The organism is Shinella sp. OV683 (assembly GCF_057787725.1).
Window position 1 is genome coordinate 841,713 of the sequence record NZ_CM173543.1, and the last position, 20,942, is coordinate 862,654.

Annotated in this window: 22 protein-coding genes; 15 read left to right on the plus strand and 7 right to left on the minus strand. The window is 60.0% G+C overall.

What is annotated here, in order from left to right:
* Nucleotides 1-13: 13 nt before the first annotated feature.
* The 5 genes from ACXHRN_RS04140 to msrQ all read left to right on the plus strand — a co-directional run bounded on the left by ACXHRN_RS04140 (nt 14) and on the right by msrQ (nt 3,453).
* The gene (locus ACXHRN_RS04140; RefSeq protein ID WP_488640077.1) at nt 14-727 is read left to right on the plus strand and encodes a tellurite resistance TerB family protein; all 714 of its coding nucleotides are present in this window, start codon (nt 14-16) and stop codon (nt 725-727) included.
* An 85-nt stretch (nt 728-812) separates the two neighbouring features.
* A complete protein-coding gene (locus tag ACXHRN_RS04145) occupies nt 813-1,505 on the plus strand; it encodes a GNAT family N-acetyltransferase (protein ID WP_488640078.1) in 693 nt (230 codons plus the stop codon).
* A complete protein-coding gene (locus ACXHRN_RS04150) occupies nt 1,502-1,705 on the plus strand; it encodes a hypothetical protein (protein WP_488640079.1) in 204 nt (67 codons plus the stop codon). Before ACXHRN_RS04145 ends, ACXHRN_RS04150 begins: the two co-directional genes overlap by 4 nt.
* A gap of 144 nt (nt 1,706-1,849) precedes the next feature.
* Entirely contained in the window at nt 1,850-2,800 is a 951-nt protein-coding gene (gene msrP / locus ACXHRN_RS04155) for a protein-methionine-sulfoxide reductase catalytic subunit MsrP (RefSeq protein WP_488640080.1), read from the plus strand.
* A complete protein-coding gene (gene msrQ, locus ACXHRN_RS04160; protein ID WP_488640081.1) occupies nt 2,800-3,453 on the plus strand; it encodes a protein-methionine-sulfoxide reductase heme-binding subunit MsrQ in 654 nt (217 codons plus the stop codon). Before msrP ends, msrQ begins: the two co-directional genes overlap by 1 nt.
* Here the strand turns inward: msrQ and ACXHRN_RS04165 are convergent.
* On the minus strand, nt 3,435-4,184 hold the full coding sequence (locus ACXHRN_RS04165; protein ID WP_488640082.1) for a gamma-glutamyl-gamma-aminobutyrate hydrolase family protein: 750 nt from the start codon (nt 4,182-4,184) through the stop codon (nt 3,435-3,437). The genes msrQ and ACXHRN_RS04165 overlap by 19 nt on opposite strands.
* A gap of 358 nt (nt 4,185-4,542) precedes the next feature.
* Here ACXHRN_RS04165 and ACXHRN_RS04170 point away from each other — a divergent pair, with 358 nt between their 5' ends.
* The 5 genes from ACXHRN_RS04170 to ACXHRN_RS04190 all read left to right on the plus strand — a co-directional run bounded on the left by ACXHRN_RS04170 (nt 4,543) and on the right by ACXHRN_RS04190 (nt 9,180).
* The gene (locus ACXHRN_RS04170; RefSeq protein WP_488640083.1) at nt 4,543-5,649 is read left to right on the plus strand and encodes a TRAP transporter substrate-binding protein; all 1,107 of its coding nucleotides are present in this window, start codon (nt 4,543-4,545) and stop codon (nt 5,647-5,649) included.
* Between the two features lie 240 nt (nt 5,650-5,889).
* Nucleotides 5,890-6,111, plus strand: a complete 222-nt coding sequence (locus tag ACXHRN_RS04175) for an aa3-type cytochrome c oxidase subunit IV (protein ID WP_488640084.1) — start codon at nt 5,890-5,892, stop codon at nt 6,109-6,111.
* A gap of 94 nt (nt 6,112-6,205) precedes the next feature.
* On the plus strand, nt 6,206-7,366 hold the full coding sequence (locus ACXHRN_RS04180; protein WP_488640085.1) for a Re/Si-specific NAD(P)(+) transhydrogenase subunit alpha: 1,161 nt from the start codon (nt 6,206-6,208) through the stop codon (nt 7,364-7,366).
* Between the two features lies 1 nt (nt 7,367).
* The gene (locus ACXHRN_RS04185) at nt 7,368-7,775 is read left to right on the plus strand and encodes an NAD(P) transhydrogenase subunit alpha part 2 (RefSeq protein WP_488640086.1); all 408 of its coding nucleotides are present in this window, start codon (nt 7,368-7,370) and stop codon (nt 7,773-7,775) included.
* 7 nt (nt 7,776-7,782) lie between these two features.
* Entirely contained in the window at nt 7,783-9,180 is a 1,398-nt protein-coding gene (locus tag ACXHRN_RS04190) for an NAD(P)(+) transhydrogenase (Re/Si-specific) subunit beta (protein WP_488640087.1), read from the plus strand.
* Nucleotides 9,181-9,250: 70 nt separating this feature from the next.
* On the opposite strand, the gene ACXHRN_RS04195 is transcribed toward ACXHRN_RS04190, so the two are convergent.
* A complete protein-coding gene (locus tag ACXHRN_RS04195) occupies nt 9,251-10,132 on the minus strand; it encodes a tetratricopeptide repeat protein (RefSeq protein ID WP_488641822.1) in 882 nt (293 codons plus the stop codon).
* A 127-nt stretch (nt 10,133-10,259) separates the two neighbouring features.
* Nucleotides 10,260-10,568 carry a 30S ribosomal protein S21 gene (gene rpsU / locus ACXHRN_RS04200; RefSeq protein WP_488640088.1) on the minus strand — a complete coding sequence of 103 codons (309 nt, stop codon included), beginning with the start codon at nt 10,566-10,568 and terminating at the stop codon, nt 10,260-10,262.
* Nucleotides 10,569-10,802: 234 nt separating this feature from the next.
* Here rpsU and ACXHRN_RS04205 point away from each other — a divergent pair, with 234 nt between their 5' ends.
* Genes ACXHRN_RS04205 through ACXHRN_RS04220 form a run of 4 tightly spaced genes read left to right on the plus strand, consistent with a single transcriptional unit; the run spans nt 10,803 to nt 15,920 of the window.
* Nucleotides 10,803-12,056: a sarcosine oxidase subunit beta family protein gene (locus ACXHRN_RS04205; protein WP_488640089.1), complete on the plus strand. Its 1,254-nt coding sequence runs from the start codon at nt 10,803-10,805 to the stop codon at nt 12,054-12,056.
* A 12-nt stretch (nt 12,057-12,068) separates the two neighbouring features.
* Nucleotides 12,069-12,389, plus strand: coding sequence for a sarcosine oxidase subunit delta (locus tag ACXHRN_RS04210; RefSeq protein WP_488640090.1), 321 nt, complete (start codon nt 12,069-12,071; stop codon nt 12,387-12,389).
* Nucleotides 12,386-15,382, plus strand: coding sequence for a sarcosine oxidase subunit alpha (locus ACXHRN_RS04215; protein WP_488640091.1), 2,997 nt, complete (start codon nt 12,386-12,388; stop codon nt 15,380-15,382). Before ACXHRN_RS04210 ends, ACXHRN_RS04215 begins: the two co-directional genes overlap by 4 nt.
* Complete coding sequence (locus ACXHRN_RS04220; RefSeq protein ID WP_488640092.1) at nt 15,375-15,920, plus strand: sarcosine oxidase subunit gamma; 546 nt, start codon at nt 15,375-15,377, stop codon at nt 15,918-15,920. Before ACXHRN_RS04215 ends, ACXHRN_RS04220 begins: the two co-directional genes overlap by 8 nt.
* A 109-nt stretch (nt 15,921-16,029) precedes the next feature.
* Here ACXHRN_RS04220 and ACXHRN_RS04225 read toward each other — a convergent pair whose 3' ends face one another.
* Both ACXHRN_RS04225 and glgX read right to left on the minus strand, forming a co-directional pair.
* The gene (locus ACXHRN_RS04225) at nt 16,030-17,082 is read right to left on the minus strand and encodes a DUF2332 domain-containing protein (protein WP_488640093.1); all 1,053 of its coding nucleotides are present in this window, start codon (nt 17,080-17,082) and stop codon (nt 16,030-16,032) included.
* Between the two features lie 49 nt (nt 17,083-17,131).
* Nucleotides 17,132-19,075, minus strand: a complete 1,944-nt coding sequence (gene glgX / locus ACXHRN_RS04230) for a glycogen debranching protein GlgX (protein ID WP_488640094.1) — start codon at nt 19,073-19,075, stop codon at nt 17,132-17,134.
* 799 nt (nt 19,076-19,874) lie between these two features.
* Between glgX and ACXHRN_RS04235 the strand changes: the two genes are divergently transcribed.
* Nucleotides 19,875-20,492: a hypothetical protein gene (locus ACXHRN_RS04235; RefSeq protein ID WP_488640095.1), complete on the plus strand. Its 618-nt coding sequence runs from the start codon at nt 19,875-19,877 to the stop codon at nt 20,490-20,492.
* A 21-nt stretch (nt 20,493-20,513) separates the two neighbouring features.
* On the opposite strand, the gene ACXHRN_RS04240 is transcribed toward ACXHRN_RS04235, so the two are convergent.
* Together ACXHRN_RS04240 and ACXHRN_RS04245 are read right to left on the minus strand one after the other, a co-directional pair.
* The gene (locus tag ACXHRN_RS04240; protein ID WP_488640096.1) at nt 20,514-20,732 is read right to left on the minus strand and encodes a DUF6500 family protein; all 219 of its coding nucleotides are present in this window, start codon (nt 20,730-20,732) and stop codon (nt 20,514-20,516) included.
* A complete protein-coding gene (locus ACXHRN_RS04245) occupies nt 20,733-20,942 on the minus strand; it encodes a DUF6434 domain-containing protein (protein ID WP_488640097.1) in 210 nt (69 codons plus the stop codon).

Genomic DNA, 20,942 nt, shown 5'->3' on the forward strand with positions numbered 1-20,942 from the left:
CTAGGAGGAATATATGTTCGACCCGAAACAGCTCTTGGATCAATTGCTTGGAAGCCAGGTGCCAGGCGCCGGCGGTACGGTGAGGGACAGGGCAGGGCAGCTCGGCCAGATGGCCAAGGACAATCCCCTCGCCACCGGTGCCATTGCGGCCGTGCTGTTGGGTACCGGCACTGGCCGGCAGTTGACGGGTTCGGCGTTGAAGCTTGGCGGGCTCGCGGCGATTGCCGGTCTCGGCTACCAGGCCTACAAGAACTGGCAGGCCGGTAAGGATGTGCCGCCGGCGGACGCATCGACGACGGCTGCTGGTAATGCGGAATTGTTGCCGCCCCCGAGCGACAGTGGTTTCCATCCGCAAGATGCGGCCAATTCTGCTGATTTCGCGCTCATTCTCGTTCGTGCCATGATCGCTGCGGCCCGTGCCGATGGTCACATCGATGATGCGGAGCGTGAAGCGATCCTCGGCAAGGTCAAGCTCGCTGGGCTTGGTGCTGATGCGCAGGCCTTCCTTGAGGACGAGCTTGCCAATCCCGTCGATCTCGACGCGATCATCGCGGCGGCCGTGACCGATAGCCAGAAGGTCGAGCTCTACACGGCGTCGCGCATCGCCATTGATCCAGACAGCCGGGCCGAGCGCGGCTATCTCGATCTGCTGGCTGGCCGGCTGGGCCTAGCCGATGCGCTCATCGACCATGTCGAGGCGACCGTCGCCAGCGCCAAGGTCGGGTGACGCGGAACACATCAACAAATTTGACTTGCATATCAAGGACGGAGGCGATGAATATCGCCTCCGTTTTACATCTCAGAGAGTGGCCATGGAAGACCTGAAGAACTGGAAGCCCCGCCCCAATGTTGAGGCCGTCACTCTCAGGGGCCGCTATGTCACCGTCGAGCCCTACAAGAGGGCCGAGCATCTCAGTGCGCTCTGGGACGCGCTGGGCGGTATCGCGACCAATCAATTGCTGCAATATTTCGCCGCGCCCGATTTTGCCGATGTCGTTGCCTTTGGCGACTGGCTGGGCACGGTCGCAAAAGCCGGCTGGGTCACGGAAGTGTTCCGCGACAACGCCACCGGCAAGATCGTCGGCATGGCCAACTACATGCGCACCGATTCCGCCAACGGCGTCACCGAGGTCGGTGGCGTGGCGCATGGTCCGGCCATGGCGCGCTCGCCTCTGTCGACGGAAGTACATTATCTGATGGCCAAGCATGTCTTCGAGGACCTCGGCTATCGTCGCTACGAGTGGAAATGCAACAATGGCAATGCGGCAAGCAAGGTGACTGCCGAGCGCCTCGGCTTCACCTTCGAAGGCGTGTTTCGCAAGCACGCGATTTCGCGCGGCACCAACCGCGACACCGCGTGGTTTTCGATCGTCGACGATGAATGGCCGCTGGCCAATGCTGCCTTCGAGGCGTGGCTCGATCCCGCCAATTTCAATGCCGACGGTAGCCAGAAGCGCCAGTTGCAGGCGATCCGTGCAGACCTTGCCAAAGCGAAAAGCGCATGAGCGACGAAAAGCACGAAACGCGCAACAATGCCATCGCCGCAGCTCTCATTCTCGTGATAGCCGGTGGAGCACTTTATTTCATGCCGAAGATCGTGCTCGGCATCGGAGCCTATTCCCCGGTGCTCGGCTTTGCCGCAGGCATATTGATCATCCTCGCCTTCTTTGTGATCTTCTGGCTGCGCTCTAAATTCAAGAAATAAATCAATAATTTATGGCGAGGTGCACATCAGCGTGATGGGCGCCGCGCGATCTCTCACACCGATGTGACAAAGAGTTGTGAAACTCTTGGCGGCGAGTAACGTATACTCATCCGAACCAAGCATCGTTCAGGATCGAGGATCGTCATGCCGGCCTACAAGTTTCCTTCCATTCCGTCATCGGAAATCACGCCCAAGTCCCTGTTCATGAAGCGTCGGCAATTCATGACATCAGCGATTGCCGCCGGTTTGGCCGGCTCGGTGTTTTCCTCGGCGCATGCGGCGCTCAATGCCAAGCAGTCGGCCTACATCGTCAACGACAAGATCACGCCGAAGGAAGACGCGACGACCTACAATAATTACTACGAGTTCGGCACCGGCAAGGGCGATCCGGCCGCCTATTCCGGCGACTTCAAGCCGCTCCCCTGGAAGATCAAGATCGACGGCATGGTCAAGAAGCCGATGGAGTTCGATGTCCAGGAACTGATCGCAAAGATGCCGCTCGAGGAGCGCATCTATCGCTTCCGTTGCGTCGAAGCGTGGTCGATGGTCGTGCCCTGGACCGGATTCATGCTTTCGGATCTGCTCAAGCAGGTCGAGCCGCTCGGCAGTGCCAAATACGTCGCCTTCCAGACGGCGCTACGCCCCGAGGAAATGCCCGGTGTCGGCGGCTTTGCGCCGGTTCTCGACTGGCCATACAAGGAAGGCCTGCGGCTCGACGAAGCCATGCATCCGCTGACGATCATGGCGGTTGGCATCTATGGCGACATCCTGCCGAACCAGAATGGCGCGCCGATCCGGCTGGTGGTGCCGTGGAAATACGGTTTCAAGAGCATCAAGTCGATCGAGAAGATCACCCTTGTCGATACGCAGCCGGTTACGGCCTGGAATGTCTCCGCACCTGACGAGTACGGCTTCTATTCCAACGTCAATCCCGAGCGCGACCATCCGCGCTGGAGTCAGGCGCAGGAGCGGGTGCTCGGTGCGGGCGGTGGTTTCTTCGGCGGCACCGGCAAGCGCGACACCGAGAAGTTCAACGGCTATGGCGATGAAGTCGCCTCGCTCTATGCCAGCATGGACCTGATGGTGAACTACTGATGGCGATCGCGACAACATCCACAACAAAGGTCCGCAAGACGGATTATCCCAAGCAGATCAACAAGACGCTCGCCAAGATTTCACCCTGGTGGATCTATGGCATCGGCCTGATCCCGGCTGTCTGGTATTTCTACCTTGGCGCCGTCAACGATCTCGGCGCCAATCCGATCCAGACCTTCGAGCATCTCTTGGGAGAGTGGGCGCTGCGTTTCATGATCGCCACCCTGCTGGTGACACCGATCCGCGATCTGACGCGTGTGAACTTTTACCGGTTTCGCCGCGCCTTTGGCTTGATGACATTCTATTATGTGCTGTTCCACTTCCTCACCTACTTCATCCTTGATCGGGGGATGAACCTACCGGTGATTTTCGTGGATGTGTTCAAGCGACCCTATATCATCGTCGGCATGACAGCGTTTCTTTGTCTGATCGCGCTTGCGGTGACGTCCAACAACTGGGCGATCCGTGCCATGGGACGCGGCTGGGGCAGGCTGCACCGGCTCGTCTATCTCATCGCCACGCTGGGCGTGATCCATTTCTTCATGGCGGTGAAAAGCTGGCCGCCGCGGCCGTTCTTCTACGCGACCTGCATCGGCATTCTGCTGCTCTATCGAGTGTATGTTTTCGTCAGGGATCAGCGGCGGGCTGCATAGGCCTTCACGGCTTCGCCAAAGGCCTTGAACAGGCGTGCGGATGTGGCATCGCTCTCGACCCAGTATTCAGGATGCCACTGTACGCCGACGGCAAAGTTCTTGGCGTCGATCACTGACACAGCCTCGACAGTGCCGTCGTCGGCGACGGCCTCGACGGTGAGGCGCGGTGCCGCTTTGCCGATCGCTTGGCGATGCAGAGAATTGACGTCGAACTCGCCGGCGCCAAGCACATCGGCGATGCAACTGCCTTCCTTGACATGCACCTTCTGGCGGATCGCATACATGCGGTCGCGCTCGGGCACGTCGGGCCGACGGTGGTCCCAATTGCCCGGCTTGTCCTGGATCTCGGTGTCCAGCGTACCGCCAAGCGCAACGTTGAGCTCCTGGATCCCACGGCAGATGGCGAGCAGCGGGATGCCGCGCTCGATGGCGCGGCGGATCAGTGCCATGCTGGTGGCGTCACGTGGCCGGTCGTATGGGCCGTTCAATTCAGAATCGTCGCCGCCGTAAAGCGATGGATGGACGTTGGAGCGCGAGCCCGACAGCATCACGCCATCGACCCGATCGAGGATCGAATCGATGTCATTGCCCTCTAGCAGGGCCGGAACGATGATTGCCGTGGCGCCCGTGCCCTTGACCACTGCATTGACATATTGGTTGGGCGTCGCATGCCAGCCATAGCCGTCCAGTTCGCGCGTATCTGCGGGAATGGCGATGATTGGGCTGGGCATGATGGTCTCCAAGGGCGTTTCAAACACTGTGCATCCTGAGTGCCGGGTCCGGGCAACTCTGTCAATACCGCGACCGTGTTAGAGCATGATGCCGAACGTATGTGCGGTTTTCGGACGACATCATGCTCTAATTCTTAAATCTAGAGCGGATTCAGATTTTAGGTCGAATCGACCTGAAATCATCCGCTCCAGTGGCGGTAAGCACTCCCTTACCCGATGATATTGCGGCATAAATTTGGCACCTCGCGCTTGTACAGCCGGTTTGAACATGGTTATCTCTGCGCGTGCTGCGGGGAGGCAAGGCACATAAATGAGGAGCGCCTCCACCTCGCGCAGAAATTCAACCGGGAGGACATCAATGGATCGTCGCACATTCTTCAAGAAGGCTGGCACGGCTGCCGCCGGCGCTGCTGCTGCAACCGCGCTCGCCGCACCGGCCATCGCCCAGGAAAATCCCAAGATTTCCTGGCGCCTGACTTCTTCTTTCCCCAAGGGGCTGGACACGATCTATGGCGGCGGTGTCGATGTCGCTGACCGCGTGCGTGCCGCGACCGATGGCAAATTCGACATCCAGGTGTTTGCTGCAGCTGAAATCGTTCCCGGTCTCGAAGCGGCCAATGCCTGCGGTGCCGGCACGGTCGAAATGGCCCACACCGTGCTCTATTACTATTACGGCAAGGAGCCGACCTATGCGCTCGGCTCTGCCATTCCCTTCGGCCTCAACGCCCGCATGCAGAATGCATGGTATTGGGCTGGTAACGGCGGCACGCTGGTAAATGAATTCCTGGCGACTCAAAACCTCTACGGCATGCCCGCTGGCAATACAGGCGTGCAGATGGGCGGTTGGTTCCGCAAGGAGATCAACACGGTCGAGGACCTCAAAGGCCTCAAGATGCGCATCGGTGGCCTGGCCGGCAAGGTCATGGAGCGCCTCGGCGTGGTGCCGCAGCAACTCCCCGGCGGCGAGATCTATCCAGCACTGGAAAAGGGCACGATCGACGCGGCCGAATGGGTCGGTCCCTATGACGACAACAAGCTTGGTTTCAACAAAGTCGCTAAATACTACTACTATCCCGGCTTCTGGGAAGGCGGCCCGGTCGTGCATGCGGTGGTCAACCTCGCCAAGTGGAACGAGTTGCCGAAAAACTACCAGGCGATCCTCGGCGATGCTTGTGCTGCGGCTAACTCCAACATGCTCGGCAAATATGACGCCAGAAACGCGATCGCGCTAAAGGAGATCGTCGGCGGCGGGGCAGTGCTGCGTCCCTACAGCCAGGAAATCCTCAATGCGGCCTATGAGGCGTCGCTCACCACCTATGCTGAGCTCCGCGAAAAAAGCCCGCATTTCAAGAAAATCTACGATGACCAGCTCGCCTTCAAGAAGGACTCCTATCTCTGGGCGCAGATCGGCGAATACACGTTCGACACCTTCATGATGATCCAGCAGCGTTCCGGCAAGCTGTAATCTCAGGCAAAACCTCTCAAAAGAGGCCCGTGAAATATCTTTCCGGGCCTTTTTTCAATCGTTGTCGCATATAATCGATTTGATGCCGTTCTTGGCCGAATCACCGCATTGCGCTTCGTGAATTCATTGTGTAGAGCCAAATTGAGGGGCCGGGCTTAGCGGCTTGGGAGACCTTCATTTTAGGAGCTGCATCCGGCGCAGCAAGTTTCGCTGTGCCGTTATTGCCTTGGGGAGACATCAATGGCTGAACATCATTCGGGACCGGTCGAGTTGGGCGCTGAAATGGATTACGCCGAACATGAGAAAACCTACAACGGGTTCCTCAACGCGGCGAAATACGGCTCGATGCTGATCGCGGTCCTGTTGATCGCCATGGTGGCTGGTTTCTTCACCAGCGCAGGTTTCCTGTTTTCCTTACTGCTGTTCATCGTTCTCAGCATCGCCGGCTTCTTCGTCCTCTGACGTCGCATACATTGTGAGAGATTGCGTTCACGCTGCGGAGGTCTAGCGTGAAAGCGAAATCGCGTGCCTAGTTCATCGTGCGGGGGAGATATTTGTGACCAGCATTGTATTTATTGCCAAGGAGATCGAAGGGGAGGAGCCGCGCGTTGCCGGTTCGCCCGATACGGTCAAGAAAATGAAGGCACTCGGTCTCGACGTCGTGGTCGAAGCCGGTGCCGGAACGTTGTCGCGCATTCCGGACAGCGAGTATGAGAAGCTCGGTGCGCGGATCGGCACCAAGGCCGATGCGGCCAGTGCCGATGTGGTGCTGAAGGTTCGCCGGCCCACCGCCGATGAGATCAAGGGCTACAAATCAGGCGCTATCGTCATTGCGATCATGGATCCCTATGGTCACGAGGCTGCAATTGCAGACATGGCGCGGGCGGGGCTGACCAGCTTTGCCATGGAACTGATGCCGCGCATCACTCGCGCCCAGTCGATGGACGTACTTTCCTCGCAGGCCAACCTCGCCGGCTACCAGGCCGTCATCGACGCTGCCGCCTGTTATGACCGCGCCGTGCCGATGATGATGACCGCTGCCGGCACCGTGCCCGCTGCCAAGGTTTTCGTCATGGGGGCAGGGGTCGCGGGTCTTCAGGCAATCGCCACCGCCCGCCGTCTCGGCGCCGTGGTCTCGGCCACGGATGTCCGCCCCGCCGCCAAAGAACAGGTCGCCTCGCTGGGTGCCAAGTTCATCGCGGTCGAGGATGAGGAATTCAAGGCGGCCGAAACCGCCGCCGGCTACGCCAAGCCGATGTCGGCGGAATATCAGGCCAAGCAGGCGGTGCTGGTCGCCGAGCACATTGCCAAGCAGGATATCGTCATCACCACGGCGCTGATCCCCGGTCGGCCTGCGCCGCGCCTCGTGTCACGCGACATGTTGAAAGCCATGAAGCCCGGATCGGTTGCGGTCGATCTCGCTGTTGAACGTGGCGGTAATATCGAAGGCGCAGTCGCCGGTGATGTCGCCGATGTCGACGGCGTCAAAGTGATCGGTCACCTCAACGTCGCCGGGCGGATCGCGGCCTCGGCCTCGCTTCTCTATGCTAAGAACCTCGTAACCTTCCTGGAGACCATGGTTTCCAAGGAGACCAAGGAACTGGCGCTTAATCTGGATGACGAGCTGGTCAAATCAACCATGCTGACCCATGGCGGCGCCGTCGTTCATCCGAATTTCGGCGCCATGCCGAATGTCGACACCGTGAAGGAGGCTTGAGATGGCCAGTGAGGCTCTGAACAAGGCGCTTGAGAATCTCGATCATGCTGTCAAGGCCGTTCACGATGCGGTCGCCACCCAGCCGTCGATCGCCGATGCCGCGCATGCGCTTTCTGGCGGAGTGATCGACCCGTTCGTGTTTCGCCTGGCGATCTTCGTGCTGGCGATCTTTGTCGGCTATTACGTCGTCTGGTCGGTGACCCCGGCGCTGCATACGCCGCTGATGGCGGTGACCAATGCGATTTCCTCGGTGATCGTGGTTGGTGCGCTGCTCGCTGTCGGCCTGTCGGTCAGTCACTGGGCGACCGGCTTCGGCTTCGTGGCACTGATTCTCGCCTCGATCAATATTTTTGGCGGCTTCCTGGTGACCCAGCGAATGCTTGCCATGTACAAGAAAAAAGTAAAGTGAGGCCGTGATGTCAGTCAATATCGCAGCCTTTCTTTATCTCGTCTCCGGCGTGCTGTTCATCATGGCGCTGTCCGGCCTGTCCCATCCGTCGACCAGCCGCAAGGGCAACATCTACGGCATGGTCGGCATGGCAATCGCCATCCTGACGACGCTGGCGCTGGCGCGCCCATCGATCGCCGGTTTCGGCCTGATCGTGCTCGGTCTTGCCATCGGCGGCGGCATCGGTGCCGTCATCGCCCGCCGTATCGCCATGACGTCGATGCCACAGCTGGTTGCCGGCTTCCATTCGCTCGTCGGTCTTGCGGCCGTGCTGGTGGCCGCAGCAGCGCTCTATGCGCCGTCGTCCTTTGGTATCGGTGAAATCGGCGAGATCCACGGCCAGGCGCTGGTGGAAATGGCGCTCGGTGTCGCCATCGGTGCTATCACCTTCACCGGCTCTATCATCGCCTTCCTGAAACTCGACGGTCGCATGTCCGGCAAGCCGATCATGCTGCCCTACCGGCATGTGATCAATGCGGCCCTGCTGATCGGCATCGTGTTCTTCATCGCCGGTCTGGCGATCACCGAAAGCCATGTCGATTTCTGGCTGATCGTCGTGCTGTCGCTGGCGCTCGGCGTGCTGCTGATCGTGCCGATCGGTGGCGCCGACATGCCCGTCGTGGTTTCGATGCTCAACTCCTATTCGGGCTGGGCTGCGGCCGGCATCGGTTTCACGCTCGGCAATCTGGCGCTGATCATCACCGGTGCTCTGGTCGGCTCGTCGGGTGCTATCCTCTCCTACATCATGTGCAAGGGCATGAACCGGTCGTTCATCTCGGTGATTCTCGGTGGGTTCGGCGGCGATACGTCTTCGGCGGCTGAGGATAATTCCGACAAGTCGGTCAAACTCGGCTCGGCCGATGATGCCGCCTACCTGATGGCCAATGCCTCCAAGGTCATCATCGTGCCGGGCTACGGCATGGCGGTGGCCCAGGCCCAGCACGCCCTGCGCGAAATGGGCGACAGGCTGAAAGCCGCCGGCGTCGAGGTCAAGTATGCGATCCATCCCGTTGCGGGCCGCATGCCCGGCCACATGAACGTGCTGCTGGCCGAAGCAAACGTCCCCTATGACGATGTGTTCGAACTCGAGGATATCAACTCGGAATTCGCGCAGGCCGATGTGGCCTATGTGATCGGCGCCAACGATGTCACCAACCCGGCAGCGCGCGACGACAAGTCCTCGCCGATCTACGGAATGCCGATCCTGAATGTCGATCAGGCCAAGACCTGCCTGTTCGTCAAGCGCTCGCTCGGCTCCGGCTATGCCGGCATCGACAACACGTTGTTCTACAAGGATGGCACGATGATGCTGCTCGGCGACGCCAAGAAGATGACCGAAGACATCGTCAAGGCACTGGCACATTGAGCGAATAGACGATTGGAAACAAAAAAGCCCGGCATCCGCCGGGCTTTTTTCATGATCATCAAAAGAAGAATCAGTTCGCGGCTACTGCTGCGCGGGTACGCGCCACGCCATCCTTGGCAGGCTGGTATTTCGGATCGAGCGATGCCGCGTGGGCGTAGGACTTGTAGGCGCGCTTGAGGTCGCCCTTGCGCTCATATATCAGCGCCTGGTTGGCCCACGATTCGGCGAGCTTGCCGTCGAGCTCGATCGCGTGGTTGAAATCGGCGAAGGCATTGTCGTCGTCATTCATCGCCACATAGGAGATGCCGCGGCCGTTGTAAGGTTCGGCGGAGTTCGGCGACAGCGAGATCGCCGTCGAGAAGTCTTCGATCGCCTTGGCGTGGTTGCCGCGCTTTTGGTAGATCAGGCCGCGATTGTGGTAGGCGCGCGGGTCAGTCGTATCGAGGCCGATAGCCTTGTTGAAATCGTTCATCGCCGCATCGAGCTGGCCGGCCTGGCGATAGACGTTGCCACGGCCGATGAAAGCCACGTCGTAGCGCGGGCTGAGTTGCAGCGCCGTGTTGTAGTCCTGCAGTGCCTGTTCGGGCTGGCCGAGATTGCGATAGATCAGGCCGCGATTCGCATAGGCCTGGTAGAACTTCGGATTGAGCTCGAGGGCGCGATTGAAATCGTCCAGTGCGCTGCGGAATTCGCCGGCGCGGCCATAGGCCGAACCGCGGGTGTTATAGCCCTCGGGATCGGACGGATTGGAGTCGATAACAGCGGTCAGCGAAGCGATGTTCTCTTCGGTGCCCTGTTCCTTGTTGATACGGATCGTATCTGATGTGTCGGTGCTGGTGCAGGCTGCCAGGCCGGCGGTCAAGGCGAGCAGAATTACTCCCGACTTGAGCCCGAAAATGCGCGGGGGCTTACGATTTCCCCCTGTCGAGCCGATCAGGAAATCTGCAGTCATATTGGCCATTTCTCGTATTCTTCCCACAAGCCGCCCAGTCCGGGGCAGCCTATTCAACCAAAAAGGCGGCGGCGATTAGAATCGCCCCCGCCACACAGACATTAGATTTCGTCAGAACGACGGCAGATCAGCGAGCAGCAGCTGCTGCCGCAGGACGACCACCGGTGACGATGCCACCTTCGCGCTGGGCGCGCTTGCGAGCCAGCTTGCGCACGCGGCGAACGGCTTCAGCCTTTTCGCGAGCACGCTTCTGCGACGGCTTTTCGTAGTAGTCGCGCATCTTCATTTCGCGGAAAATGCCTTCGCGCTGCATCTTTTTCTTGAGAGCGCGGAGCGCCTGATCAACATTGTTGTCGCGAACCAGTACCTGCACGTGAATCCCGTTCCTTATCTCGAGTTGATTTTCCGAAACTATGCAGTTTCCGGAAGCAAACAATAGTTGTTTCGCAGGGCCGTTGGCCAAGCGATTGATGCTAGGCGATAACAGAACAATTGCGGCAAGTCCAGTGGTTCCATCATATTTTGATGAAATAGGGCTGTTATCTCAGCTTTCATTGTGGTGATTGAGCGCCGCCGGGCGTCGCAAAAGAAACGTTGTCAGCGTCGTATTTTTGCGATTTGCTTTAGCCAGCAATAGCAATTCGCCTCTTGCATATGGAGTTATCAGCGAATGCGCAAATACTCAGTTTTCGCCGTCGCCCGCGAGGCCCTCAGGGGGCATACGGGGTGGGAAAAGCAATGGACCTCGCCCGAGCCGCGCAAGGAGTATGATGTCATCATCATCGGCGCCGGCGGGCATGGCCTGGGCACCGCCTATTATCTGGCGAAAGAGCATGGCATCACCAATATCGCGGTGATCGAACGCGGTTGGCTCGGCGGCGGCAATACCGGCCGCAACACCACCATCATCCGTTCGAACTATCTCTATGACGAGAGTGCCGCTCTCTATAATCATGCGCTGAAGCTGTGGGACAATCTCTCGCAGGACATGAACTACAACGTCATGTACTCGCCGCGCGGCGTGATGATGCTCGCTCACAACATCCACGACGAGCAGGTGTTCAAGCGTCACATCCATTCCAATCGCCTCAATGGCGTCGACAATGAATGGCTGACGCCCGAGCAGGCGAAGGACTATTGCCCGCCGCTCAACATTTCCAAGTCGGCGCGCTATCCGGTCATCGGTGCCGCGTTGCAGCGGAAGGGCGGCACGGCTCGCCACGACGCCGTCGCGTGGGGCTATGCTCGCGGCGCATCCGATCGCGGTGTGCACATCATCCAGAATTGCGAAGTCACGGGAATCAATCGTGGCCCGGATGGCGCCGTTACTGGCGTTGAGACCACCAAGGGCTCTATCGGCGCCAAGAAGATCGCCGTCGTGGCCGCAGGCCATACATCGGTGGTCATGCAGATGGCCGGGCTGAAGCTGCCGTTGGTGTCCTACCCGCTGCAGGCGCTGGTTTCCGAACCGATCAAGCCAATCTTCCCATGCGTCGTCATGTCAAACACCGTGCACGCTTATATCTCGCAATCTGACAAGGGCGAGTTGGTGATCGGTGCCGGTACCGACCAGTATGCGTCCTATTCGCAGACCGGTGGCCTGCACATCATCAACCACACGCTCGATGCGATCTGCGAAATGTTCCCGATGTTTACGCGCATGAAGATGATGCGGTCATGGGGCGGCATCGTCGATGTGACGCCGGACCGCTCGCCGATCATCGCCAAGACGCCGGTGCCTGGCCTGTTCGTCAATTGCGGCTGGGGGACGGGTGGCTTCAAGGCGACGCCGGGCTCGGCGCATGTGTTTGCGCACACAATCGCCCGCAACGAGCCGCATCCGATCAACGCACCATTCACGCTGGAGCGCTTCCGCACCGGCCGGCTGATCGACGAGGCGGCAGCCGCCGCCGTCGCGCACTAAGAGGGGTTTGACATGCTTTTGATCCATTGCCCCTATTGCAACGAAGAGCGTCCGGAACTCGAGTTCCGCAACGGTGACGAGGCGCATATCGTCCGTCCGGAAAACATCACCGAGATCTCGGATGCAGACTTCGAGAACTATTTCTTCCTGCGCGACAATCCCAAGGGGATGGTCTTCGAGCGCTGGCGGCATATTTCCGGCTGCGGCAAGTTCTTCCGCGCCGTCCGTCACACGGTCACCGACAAGTTCGTCATGACCTATCGGCAAGATGAGCCCAAGCCAGACCAGGCCACAATCGACGCCAAGCTTGCCGGCAATGGAGGCCAGAAATGAGCGCTGCAAATCGTATCGCCGGCAAGGGCCGCCTGACGCCCGCCAAGACCGCGCGCTTCTCCTATGACGGTCGCACGCTGACGGCACTCGAGGGCGACACCGTCGCCTCGGCGCTGCTGGCCAACGGCATTCATCTGGCTGGCCGTTCGTTCAAGTATCACCGCCCGCGCGGCATCCTGACCGCTGGTCCGGAAGAGCCGAATGCGCTGATGGACATTTCCCGCGACGCTGGTCGTGCCGCACCGAATGTGCGCGCCACCATGCAGGAAGTCTATGACGGCCTGACCGTGAAATCGCAGAACCGCTGGCCGTCGCTGGCCTTCGATATCGGCGGCGTCAACAATCTGTTTTCGCCGTTTTTTCCTGCCGGCTTCTATTACAAGACCTTCATGTGGCCGAAGGCTGCATGGCACAAGATTTATGAACCGCGCATCCGCGCATCGGCCGGTCTCGGCGTTGCCCCGAAGGAAGCGGATCCCGATCATTACGCTGCGCGCTTCGCCCATTGCGACGTGCTGGTCGCCGGTGGTGGAGCCGCTGGCATTGCCGCGGCACTGGCTGCAGCCGAAACCGGCGCCAGCGTCATCATCGCTGACGAGCGTGCGGAGTTCGGTGGCTCGCTCTATTTCGACACCGGTGTCGCCATCGACGGAATGGACGGATTTGCCTGGGCGCAGAAGATGGTGGCCAAGCTCGCTGCAATGCCGAATGTGCGGGTCCTGAGCCGCACCACCGTGTTCGGCTACTACGCGCAGAATTTCATTGGCCTGGTCGAGCGCGTCACGGATCATGTTGCCCGTCCGGATCGTCACGCGCCGCGGGAACGGCTCTGGCAGGTCCGCGCCAAGCGCGTGATCCTTGCCACCGGCGCTATCGAACGTCACATGGTGTTTGACGGCAACGATCGTCCCGGCGTCATGTTGGCCTCGGCCGCCCGCATGTATCTCAACCATTTCGGCGTGGCCGTCGGCGCCAAGGTCGGCGTCTACACATCCCACGATTCGGCCTATGAAGCCGCGTTCGACTTGAAGGCTGCCGGTGTGCAGATCCCAGCGATCGTCGACACCCGTGACAAGCCCGGTGAGGCGGTGCTGGCCAAGGCCCGCGAACTCGGCATCGATGTTCGCACCGGACAGGCTGTCATCTCGACCGGCGGCAAGCTGCGCATCTCGTCGATGACGGTGGCCCGCAAGGGCATGCGTAGCGGCGAAAAGATCGCCGTGGATGCGCTGATCATGTCATCCGGCTGGACGCCGTCCGTGCATCTGTTCTCGCAGTCGCGCGGCAAGCTAGCCTTCGATACGGAAAACCAGCGGTTCCTGCCGGGCACCTATGCCCAAGATTGCCTTTCGGTCGGCGCCTGCAACGGCACTGGTTCGATCACGGCGACGATCGAAGAAGCGCTTGGCGCAGGCGAACTGATGGCGCGTGCGGCAGGTGCCGAGGGTGCTTCGAGCCTGTCGATCAATGCTACCCAAGCCTTCGAATGGACCGGTGGCATGGCCGGAGCCGGCGAGGGCGCCGGACCGGAAAACACCTCAGCCAAGGCCTTCGTCGATTTCCAGCACGACGTGTGCGCCAAGGATATCCGCCTCGCAGTCCGCGAAGGCATGCATTCGATCGAGCATATCAAGCGCTTCACGACCAATGGCATGGCGACCGACCAGGGCAAGCTGTCCAACGTCCACGGCCTGGCCATTGCTGCGGAATCGCTGGGTAAGCCGATCCCGGAAGTCGGTCTCACCACCTTCCGCGCACCTTACACGCCGGTCACCTTCGGTGCGATCGTCAATCATGCGCGAGGTCCGCTGTTCGATCCTGCCCGCAAGACGCCCATGCACCAATGGTCGGAAGATCATGGCGCGATGTTCGAGGACGTCGGTATCTGGAAGCGTGCCTGGTTCTATCCGAAGGCGGGCGAGGACATGCATCAGGCGGTCAACCGCGAATGCAAGACCGTGCGCACCGTCGCTGGCGTGTTCGACGCCTCGACACTCGGCAAGATCGAGGTGGTCGGCCCGGATGCCGCTACCTTCATGAACCTGCTTTATACCAACAGTTGGGACACGCTGAAGCCGGGCCGCTGCCGCTACGGCATCATGCTGCGCGAAGACGGCTTCGTCTATGACGACGGCGTCGTCGGTCGTCTGGCTGAGGATCGCTTCCATGTCACCACCACCACCGGCGGTGCGCCGCGCGTGATGCATCACATGGAAGACTACCTGCAGACTGAATTCCCGCATCTCAAGGTATGGCTGACCTCGACCACCGAACAGTGGGCTGTCATCGCCGTGCAGGGTCCAAAGGCCCGTGAGATCATCGAGCCACTGCTTGAGGGCATCGATCTTTCAGCCGAAGCATTCCCACATATGAGCGTTGTCGAGGGCAAGATTGCCGGCGTGCCGACGCGTCTGTTCCGCATGACCTTTGCCGGCGAACTTGGCTTTGAAGTCAACGTGCCGGCCGATTACGGTCAGGCCGTCTGGGAAGCAATCTGGGAACGGGCCGAGCCGATGGGTGCCTGCGCCTATGGCACCGAGGCGATGCACGTGCTGCGCGCCGAAAAGGGCTACATCATCGTCGGCCAGGACACCGACGGCACGGTGACGCCCGACGATGCCGGCCTTTCCTGGGCCGTTGGCAAGAAGAAGGCCGACTTCGTCGGCATCCGCGGCATCAAGCGCCCGGATCTTCTGGCCGAAGGCCGCAAGCAACTGGTTGGACTCAGAACCAAGGATACCAAGGACGTGTTGGAGGAGGGCGCGCAGATCGTCGCCGATCCCAACCAGCCGATTCCGATGAAGATGCTCGGTCACGTGACGTCGTCATACTGGTCGGAAAATTGCGGCCACTCCATCGCCATGGCGCTGGTAGCCGGCGGACGTTTGCTGATGGGCCAGACGCTTTATGTGCCGATGGCGGACCGGGTGATCTCGGTCGAGGTTTGCGACGCGGTGTTCTATGACAAGGATGGAGGCCGGATCAATGGTTGAGGCAATGCGCAAGACCCCTCTCTCGCAGGTTCATGGCGGCTCCGCTTCGGTGCGCCTGACGATGGCTCCGCCAGCGGCTCGCGCGTCTCTGCGTGCGGCTCCCGATGCCATCGCCGCCTTGTCGGCCGCGCTCGGCGTGACCCTGCCACAAAAGCCGAAGACCTCGGCCAATGGCAATGGCATTCATGCTCTCTGGCTCGGTCCCGACGAGTGGCTGCTGATCGGCCCTGACGGCACGGATTTCGTCGGTCTTGCCGCGAAGTCCGGCGCGCTGCATTCGGCGGTCGACGTATCCCATCGCAACATCGGCATCATCGTGTCGGGTCCGGGTGCGCAAACGGCAATCAGCTCGGCCTGCCCGCAGGATCTCACGCCATCGGTTTTCCCGGTCGGGGCCTGCTCGCGAACGGTGTTCGGCAAGATGGAGATCGTTCTCTATCGTCCCGAGGAAGACACCTACCGCGTCGAATGCTGGCGGTCGTTTGCCGAATATTGCTTCGGCATGCTCAGCGAAGGCGCAGCCGACGCGGATCTGTAGTACCGCCCAAAGCATGTTGCGCAAAAGTGTGCAGCGGTTTTGCGCCTAAAACATGCGTCAAAACGAAGAGCTAAAGCGCGACAGCGAATCCGAAGGATCGCGACGCGTTTTAGCCCTGCCATCCCCGCCATTTGACCCATCGGCCGTGAAAATCAGCACGGCCGATTTCTTGTTTTTGGCCGGCGGGCCAGATCTGCAGCGTCAGCGAAGCGCCGTCGTGGCCGCCGTCGGCTTCAAGCGATAGCCGAGCCAACGGCGCCTCATTGGTCGCACGCTGACTGGCCTCTGCAATCAATCGCTCGCCTTGTTCTTGAAGCGCTTTGGGCAAATATTGCCAGGCGATCGTATGGAAGATGACGTGTGTCGCGCCGGTGAAGGTCTTGTTTAGACGAAGCTTCAACCAGTCCACCGCATCCGCCTTTTCGACATGCAATTGATTTTTGGCGGCCAGGTCGAGCGCGTTGCGGGTGCGGCTGATGCGATCGGCCTGATCGGCCCAGATATAGGCCAGCATGCGCCTCCGGTCATCGGGATTGGCTGCGTCGAGCGGATTGAGATCGCAGGCGGCGCGCTGCTGCACTTCAACATTGCCGACGGGTGGGGTACCACCGTGCCAATCGGGTTCGATCAAAACCGTCGAAGCTACGTCACCCCATTGGCTGCCTTGCAGGATGTAGCCATAGCGATCCCATTGCAGGTTCAGGCCAGCACTGGCGCCGATCTCCGATAGAACCAACGGCTTGTCGAACAGCTCGGCAATGGTGATGAAGCCCGGCAGCAAGGCAGCGGAGCGGCGGACCTCGTTTGTCTGGGGCGCAGATTTCAGGCGCTCAAGGATAAATGCCGACTGCTCATCCAGAGTGTCGGATATGGCTGTCCATAGTGTATCCTCGTCTGTAGCATTTGGCGGATAGGACGCGGCAAGGGCGGCGTCCTTGCCTTCCAGCACCAAAGCGTGCAGGCAGCCGGCGATACGCAGCGGCACGGAATCGGCTTTCGAAGACGGATCGCCTGACCAGTTCAGGATCACGTCGGACACCGCCCCATCCGGCGCAAGGCGCTGGGCAAACAGGCGACAGACGCGCGCCGTAAACGGTGAACCGAGCGCATCGCAATATTGCGCCTGATCGAGAAAAGCCTGCCGAACGCGTTCAGATGACATTGTCCGGACCCTCCATCACGTCACGAGTCTAGCTCCGCTTATTGACGGGTTAACTGGCGGCGCTCACAAATATGCTCACCGATCTCGCCGCCAGCGTCATGCCATCGCCAACCAGCACTTGCCAGGATGCGTTCTCGGGAAGCTGAAGGGACACATCGTCTGCAGTACGGTTGAAGGCAATGGCCAGTCGCACCAATGTGCCGGTCTCGTTGTCCTTTGTCGTCAGCAGCATGACGAAAGCACCATTGGCGGGATTTTCCCAGTCGCTGCCCTGCATCGGGGCGCCATGAGGCGTAAGCCAAGTTACATCGCCAGCAGTCAGGAAGTGGGTTTGCGAGAAAACATCGAAGCGCTTCCGGACATCAGCCAATTTTGCCGCATACGCCAGCAACGACTCGTCGATATGCGCCCAGTCGATCCATGTCAGCGCGTTGTCCTGCGCATAGGCATTGTTGTTGCCGCGCTGGGTGCGGCCCATCTCGTCGCCGGCCATCAGCATGATCGTACCACGGCTTGCAAACAGCGTGGCCAGCATGGCGCGCACGTCCCTTTCGCGGGCCGCAAGTACGACGATGTCCGCGCTCTCGCCCTCGATGCCATTGTTCCAGGAATAGTTTTCGTTGTGGCCGTCGCGGTTTTCCTCACCGTTCAGCTCGTTGTGCTTGTGCTCGTAGGATGTCAGATCCATCAGCGAAGAGCCGTCATGGGCGGCGATGAAATTGACCGTGCGGGTGTCGGTCGCACCATTGCGGGCAAAGATGTCGGAGGACCCGGCGATCGCAGTGACGAAGCTGCCAAGCTTGCCGCCATCGCCGCGCCAGAACTGCCTGATGTCATCGCGGGCGCGATCGTTCCATTCCAAAAAACAGGGCGGGAAATTGCCGAGCTGGTAGCCGCCGGGGCCGATATCCCAGGGTTCGGCGATCAATATCCGATCGGCAAGCAGCGGGTCGTTGTGGATCTCTGTCAACAAGGGCGAGTCGGCGTTAAAGCCATTGCCGCTGCGGCCCATGATCGGCGCCAGGTCGAAGCGGAAGCCGTCGATGCCGGCATGGCGCACGAAGTGACGCAACGTGTCGAGCACGAGATCGTGGACGGCCGGGGAATCAGAGGCCAGCGTGTTGCCGCAGCCGGTGTCGTTGATCAGTTGGCCGGGCTGGCCCTCGGGTGTGCGATAGTAGGCGAGGCTGTCGAGCCCGCGCATCGAGATGGTTGGCCCCAGCTGGTCGCTCTCGCCGGAATGGTTGAAGACCAGGTCGAGAATGACGCCGATGCCCGCAGCATGCAGCGCCGAGACGGTCTCGGCGAGTTCGCGAACACCGCCGGGGCAGAGGCGAGGGTCGAGCGCCATCAGTGCCACGGGATTGTAGCCCCAGCTGTTGCGGAGATTGAGCGGCGGCAGATGCCGTTCGTCGATCCAGGCGGTGATCGGCATCAGCTCGAGGGCAGAGACGCCAAGCTTCTGGTAATGCGCGATCAGCTTGGGATGGGCGAGCGCCTTGATCGTGCCGCGCTCGGCTTCCGGGATATCCGGATGCAGCATGGTCATCGCCCGGACATTGACCTCGTAGACAAGGCTGCCAGGCGTGAAAAGTGGAGGTGCTATCGCGACTTCAGCAAGCTCCGTGACCACAGCTTTGGGAACCAGATCCATCGTCTCAGCGGCAAAGTTGCTGAGCCACGGATCGTAGATGAAGGCGCGGTCCAGCTCGATCGCATAGGGGTCGACGAGCAGCTTGGATGGATCGTACCAAAGGCCGCGATCCGGTGCATAGTCGCCATGCGCCCGAAAGCCGTAGCGCGTGCCCTTGCCGGAACCTTCCACCGAGATCTTCCAGACATTTCCTTCACCGCGCGTCATCGGCAGGCGGCAAAGTTCGTGGCTGCCCTGATCGGCAAACAGGCAGAGGTCGATGGCACTGGCATTGCCGGAGTAGACGGCGAAATCGACGCCCTGGGGAGTGATGGTGGCACCGAGTTTCGCAGGAATCATGAGCAATTGGCTTTCAGGTGGGGTTGGCTGATCAGAGCATATCGGGCACGTGATAAAAAGAGCTATCGGGTTGGAATATCATAGGCGCAGGAAAAAGCCGGCAGGCTGGGATGCCTCCGGGTGATGTGTCATTCTCATCTGATCCCGCTGCAATCCATCTTCAGATGCGCGCGGATCGGCCGGGGCGCAAATCGTGCCTCGTTTAGTAAATAATATGTGGCGCGCTTTGCGCCCCGTTTCGGTGGTTTTTGCTTGCGAACCTGGAGATCTGCTTCCCCATCGCGGCAGTGTGCCCGATGGGGAGATGTGTGCCTCTAAGGCACGTCCGCGGCCAGTCACGCTCTTTCGAGCGCCGCCGAAGAGGGCTCCGTTTCTCGCAGGCCCCCGACAAGAGAATTTACGTCGTCCTCTCCAACCGGTCACCGGCCCCACCTCGCCATGACGCCTCATGGTGTATCCGTGATGGGACGGGAATCAGTATAAGTGGGTTGGAGAGGGCGGGGATATTGGCGGGTAAGGCATTGAGTATGTTGGCGTATCTCGATTCGAACGATTGATGGTGATTTGCCTCATAAGCCCCTCATCTGCAATTTCTATCGTTTAGCGATTGCGTGCACCGTCCCACTTAAGGCAACCTTTTCGGGCGCAATCGCTAAGCCGATGAAATTGCTTCTTCTCCCACAAGGGGAGAAGTAGAGGTGTGGCGCGGCCTCGATTTTGTCTCTCCCCTTGTGGGAGAGGATAGCAAGCCCGCGAGAGGCGCGAGCCGATCGCTTGGGCGCGCTTGGTGAGGGGTGCCTTGAACGCCGACGAGCACTCACCCCACGGCGCCACGCAACTCTGCCAAAATCCTCCTGACGACAAAATCGAGACCCTTCTCGATCTCCTCGTTCCAGAACCGCAACACGCGAAAACCCTCCGCCCGAAACAGGGCATCCCTCGCTATATCTCTTGTGCTTTCCGCATGCTGGCTGCCATCGACTTCGATAACCAATCTGGCATCGAAGCAGACGAAATCGAGAATGAAGCCCTTGAGTGGAACCTGTCGTCTGAATTTCGCGTCGCCGATCTGGCGGCCCTTCAACTGCCGCCAGAGCATTTCTTCCGCCTTGGTCGAGTCGGTCCGCATGGCGCGAGCAGATCTTCGATGCTGTTCGGGTGGCTCATGATGGGGCATGGCAAAGTAATGACGCGAAAAATTGAACTGTGCAACTGGATTTGGCGTTGCGGTTCACCCCTCACCAACTCCGGCCAAGGGCTCGCAGGCTCACCCGGCCTGCGTATCCTCTCCCACAAGGGGAGAGGCAAGGTCGCGGTGAGCGCACATTTGCGCCGTGTCGCTGCTCTAGGAGAGGATGGAAAATTTGTGGGTGCGGCACTAGCTGCGTTCAGGAAGGGCGGTTTGAATAGTGATTGAGCGCTCGCAGATCTCAGCGCTTCATCGCATCTCCACCACCATTGCCTTGATCTTCACGGCCTTTTCGAAATGATCCAGCCGATGGTTGCGGATCCACCACTCGGCGGCTTCCATCAGGCATTCGGGATCGTCGTTCCGATTGGCGAAGAACGCGTAGAATGACAACCCGACGCCCGGGCCTTTTTCGGAAATCTTCCGGTCGCAGACCTCGATAATCTTCTGTCTAAGGCTGGACCGCATTCAACCCTTTCGCCTCAGCCATTCGGCGGCGGCTTCGCCCATGGTCTTGGGTGTGCCGTCCTTCATCCATGCCATGAAGGCGCGATCGAACCTGAATTCCTTGCCGCACGCCGCTGTCATGAAGCGGCGCACATTCTGGGTATTGCGGTAACTGTCCGTCACGACCGTGTCTGCTGTGATCGTGCCGCCATGCCAGTCGAAGTCACGCAT

Excerpts from the sequence above, each read along its gene's own strand:
- ACXHRN_RS04140 (WP_488640077.1), top strand. The coding sequence starts at position 14 with ATGTTCGACCCGAAACAGCTCTTGGATCAATTGCTTGGAAGCCAGGTG.
- ACXHRN_RS04145 (WP_488640078.1), top strand. The coding sequence starts at position 813 with ATGGAAGACCTGAAGAACTGGAAGCCCCGCCCCAATGTTGAGGCCGTC.
- ACXHRN_RS04150 (WP_488640079.1), top strand. The coding sequence starts at position 1,502 with ATGAGCGACGAAAAGCACGAAACGCGCAACAATGCCATCGCCGCAGCT.
- msrP (WP_488640080.1), top strand. The coding sequence starts at position 1,850 with ATGCCGGCCTACAAGTTTCCTTCCATTCCGTCATCGGAAATCACGCCC.
- msrQ (WP_488640081.1), top strand. The coding sequence starts at position 2,800 with ATGGCGATCGCGACAACATCCACAACAAAGGTCCGCAAGACGGATTAT.
- ACXHRN_RS04165 (WP_488640082.1), bottom strand. The coding sequence starts at position 4,184 with ATGCCCAGCCCAATCATCGCCATTCCCGCAGATACGCGCGAACTGGAC.
- ACXHRN_RS04170 (WP_488640083.1), top strand. The coding sequence starts at position 4,543 with ATGGATCGTCGCACATTCTTCAAGAAGGCTGGCACGGCTGCCGCCGGC.
- ACXHRN_RS04175 (WP_488640084.1), top strand. The coding sequence starts at position 5,890 with ATGGCTGAACATCATTCGGGACCGGTCGAGTTGGGCGCTGAAATGGAT.
- ACXHRN_RS04185 (WP_488640086.1), top strand. The coding sequence starts at position 7,368 with ATGGCCAGTGAGGCTCTGAACAAGGCGCTTGAGAATCTCGATCATGCT.
- ACXHRN_RS04190 (WP_488640087.1), top strand. The coding sequence starts at position 7,783 with ATGTCAGTCAATATCGCAGCCTTTCTTTATCTCGTCTCCGGCGTGCTG.
- ACXHRN_RS04195 (WP_488641822.1), bottom strand. The coding sequence starts at position 10,132 with ATGACTGCAGATTTCCTGATCGGCTCGACAGGGGGAAATCGTAAGCCC.
- ACXHRN_RS04205 (WP_488640089.1), top strand. The coding sequence starts at position 10,803 with ATGCGCAAATACTCAGTTTTCGCCGTCGCCCGCGAGGCCCTCAGGGGG.
- ACXHRN_RS04210 (WP_488640090.1), top strand. The coding sequence starts at position 12,069 with ATGCTTTTGATCCATTGCCCCTATTGCAACGAAGAGCGTCCGGAACTC.
- ACXHRN_RS04215 (WP_488640091.1), top strand. The coding sequence starts at position 12,386 with ATGAGCGCTGCAAATCGTATCGCCGGCAAGGGCCGCCTGACGCCCGCC.
- ACXHRN_RS04220 (WP_488640092.1), top strand. The coding sequence starts at position 15,375 with ATGGTTGAGGCAATGCGCAAGACCCCTCTCTCGCAGGTTCATGGCGGC.
- ACXHRN_RS04225 (WP_488640093.1), bottom strand. The coding sequence starts at position 17,082 with ATGTCATCTGAACGCGTTCGGCAGGCTTTTCTCGATCAGGCGCAATAT.
- glgX (WP_488640094.1), bottom strand. The coding sequence starts at position 19,075 with ATGATTCCTGCGAAACTCGGTGCCACCATCACTCCCCAGGGCGTCGAT.
- ACXHRN_RS04240 (WP_488640096.1), bottom strand. The coding sequence starts at position 20,732 with ATGCGGTCCAGCCTTAGACAGAAGATTATCGAGGTCTGCGACCGGAAG.
- ACXHRN_RS04245 (WP_488640097.1), bottom strand. The coding sequence starts at position 20,942 with ATGCGTGACTTCGACTGGCATGGCGGCACGATCACAGCAGACACGGTC.